This window comes from Brunnivagina elsteri CCALA 953 (assembly GCF_002289455.1).
Classification (GTDB): Bacteria; Cyanobacteriota; Cyanobacteriia; order Cyanobacteriales; family Nostocaceae; genus Brunnivagina; species Brunnivagina elsteri.
This window is the reverse complement of record NZ_NTFS01000597.1, coordinates 1-2821: the sequence shown is the minus strand read 5'-3', so window position 1 is coordinate 2821 and position 2821 is coordinate 1. Positions and strand designations below refer to the sequence as shown.

Sequence of the window (2821 nt, the reverse complement as noted above, 5' to 3'; positions counted from 1 at the left end):
ATTCTATAGCTAACTGGTCGTTTAAACTCAGAGATGCAAAATGTAGTCGTTCAATCCACTCTAAGGGCATGACACTGAGCAAATCAGTTGTGAGTTTTAATGGTACAGCTATTTCTTTTTTATTTGTAACTAATTTCGGTTCTATTTCGTATTTATAATTAACTTCTAAATAGCGAGCAATTGTTTCATAAAATTGTTCTTCCGGAAATGGTTTCCCAATAAAGTCATCACAACCAGCTTGAAAGATATTCTTTTTCTGTTCATCAAAGGTACTAGCAGTTAAAGCAATAATTACAGTTGAGGGCAAATCCGAATTTTCCTGCTTTAATTCTTTTTCTAATTCTCTAATAATTTTAGTTGCTTGATAGCCATCTACATCGGGCATCCGAATATCCATTAAGATAAGATGTGGATGCCAATTTTCCCAAATTTTTACAGCTTCACGACCATTATTTGCTTGTTGAATTTCAAACCCCAATGGTTCAATTAATTTAATTAGTAAAAGGCAATTTTCAACGATATCTTCGGCAATTAGAATTCGATATTTATGTTGTTTTATTGTAAGACCAATAACTGTTTTATGTCTAACTTTAATTTCTGACTCACTAGCAGTAGCAAGACGATATTTGATATTAAAACTAAAATTAGAACCTTGATTAGGAAGACTTTCAACCTTAATATCTCCACCCAATAATTTGACATATTCACGACTAATTGCTAAACCTAGACCAGTTCCCTCTGTTGATTTACGACCAATATCTGTTTGTATGAAAGGATTAAATAGGGTATCAATGTCTTCAGGTAAAATACCTAAACCAGTGTCGGCAATTTCAAAGATAAGATAATCTGAAATTTCTGACTCAAAAGTATCATTATTACTATTTACTTGAGAATATTCATCTAGTAAATGACTGGTGTAATTCCTTTCATGGGAATATTCTTGCTCCAGTAATGATGCTGCATTATGAAATATTAACTTTTCACTTTTTTCTGGTGATAAGATATTCTGATTTTTTAGAAGCCTTATTCCTTGAATGATAAGTTGCTGCTGACTTTTAGCCCAAGATAAATAATTATTTTGATAATTTACTATTTCATGTTGTAATGTCTCAATATTTATCGAGAATAAGGAATCATTTATAGTTTGATGAGTTGCAACGTTATTGATAATTTTGGGATGGGTAAAATCAGAATTAGGTTGTTGAATTTGATTTTTTTTTGCCTCTATTTGTAGTTGTACACGTAACGTTACACTACCTCGTTCAGTAAATTTAATTGCATTAGTTAATAAATTAATCAAAACTTGGCGAAGTTTCCCTTCATCACTATAAATATACTGGGGAATATTCCCGACTAACTCAAATTTAAATTCCAAACCTTTTGTTTTTGCTCGTAATTGTAACATTTGTTGGATTGAATCCAACAGTATATATAAATCAAAGGTTTTTTCGACTAATACTGTTTTACCTGCTTCTATTTTGGACATTGATAAAACATCATTAATTAGTTCAAGTAAATTTTTTCCACTCCGATTAATAATTTCAATCTGCTGTTGTTGTTCCCTTCTTAAATCTTTGTCATGGGAGAGAATTTGGCTAAAACCAAGAATGGCATTTAGTGGGGTTCGTAATTCGTGACTAATATTTGCCAAAAAAGTACTTTTAGCCACATTTGCCGATTCTGCTTGCTGCTTGGCTTTTTCTAATGCCAAATTTTTTTCCATCAACTCTTGAGTACGATCGCATACTTTCATCTCTAGGGTTTGGGTATAGTTTGCTAAAGCTTTGTATGAGAGTTGCAATCTTTGCCACAGCAAATAAATTCGACTGACTAATGCTGCACTCACCAATCCCAACATCGGGGATGCAACAGGAACCCACCAACCAACCAAAAATAATAGATAAGCGCTACTAACAAGACTTGCAGATGCGATCGCAAATAGTATCACCTTCCATTTGAATTGGGAATCTGACGTTATCCGCAATCGTCGCGATTTTATTTCCCATCCTAATATTGCACCCACAATCGACCAATGTAAAATCCATAACCACCCTAATTTATCAGGCATTCCCCGCAAAAGCTGTCTGTTATCTAAAGCTGCACTCAAAATCTGATTGGTTAAGTCCGCATGGAGTTCTAAACCAGACCAGGCACTATGGACACTACTGCTATAAGGGGTATAAAATCTTTCGCTAATACTTTCAGCAGTCGAACCAATTAAAACTATTTTACCTTTCAACAAATTGGCGGGAACCCGATCTGCTAGCAAGTCAGAAATTGAGATTTTTGTCACCCCTTGTTGAGATTTACGAAAATTCGCCAAAATCTGATATCCACCCACATCAGCACGTACATAACCACCTTCACTATCCTGTAAAGGTACAAACGTAGCTTTTCCAAGTTTGAGAATTCCGTCTTTTCCCTCATGTTGGGGTTGAATATTCTTAGCTTCTAAATAAGTTAGCGCTAGCTTTGCTCCCAGGGTTAAAATTGTAACTATTGATGAACCTGATTTGTCGCGTTTGGGACGCTGGCCGATTTCCGATGCCACACTGGTAACGTTACTCAACAAAATTAAACAAAAACAGCCACGGGTAATTGGATTAGACTTGTATCGCAATTTACCTGTTGAACCTGGACATCAAGAATTACTCAAAATTTATGGTTCAACACCTAATCTCATCGGCATTCATAAAGCATTAAAGAACCTCAGTAGTCCTGTAGTCGAACCTCCGGCAATTTTAAGCGATCGCAATCAAATTGCAGCTTGCGACCTTGTGCTTGATGCTGATGGCAAGGTCAGACGCTATTTATTATCCTT

2 protein-coding genes are annotated in these 2821 nt (G+C 35.2%); one reads left to right on the top strand and one right to left on the bottom strand.

The features are described 5' to 3' along the window. Positions 1–2551: CHASE2 domain-containing protein (locus CK510_RS33090; RefSeq protein ID WP_245912489.1), on the bottom strand; the 2551-nt coding region annotated here is incomplete at its 3' end. Between CK510_RS33090 and CK510_RS28840 the strand changes: the two genes are divergently transcribed. Next, positions 2523–2821 (top strand): CHASE2 domain-containing protein (locus CK510_RS28840; protein ID WP_211293340.1); only part of this gene is annotated, 299 nt, incomplete at its 3' end. The genes CK510_RS33090 and CK510_RS28840 overlap by 29 nt on opposite strands.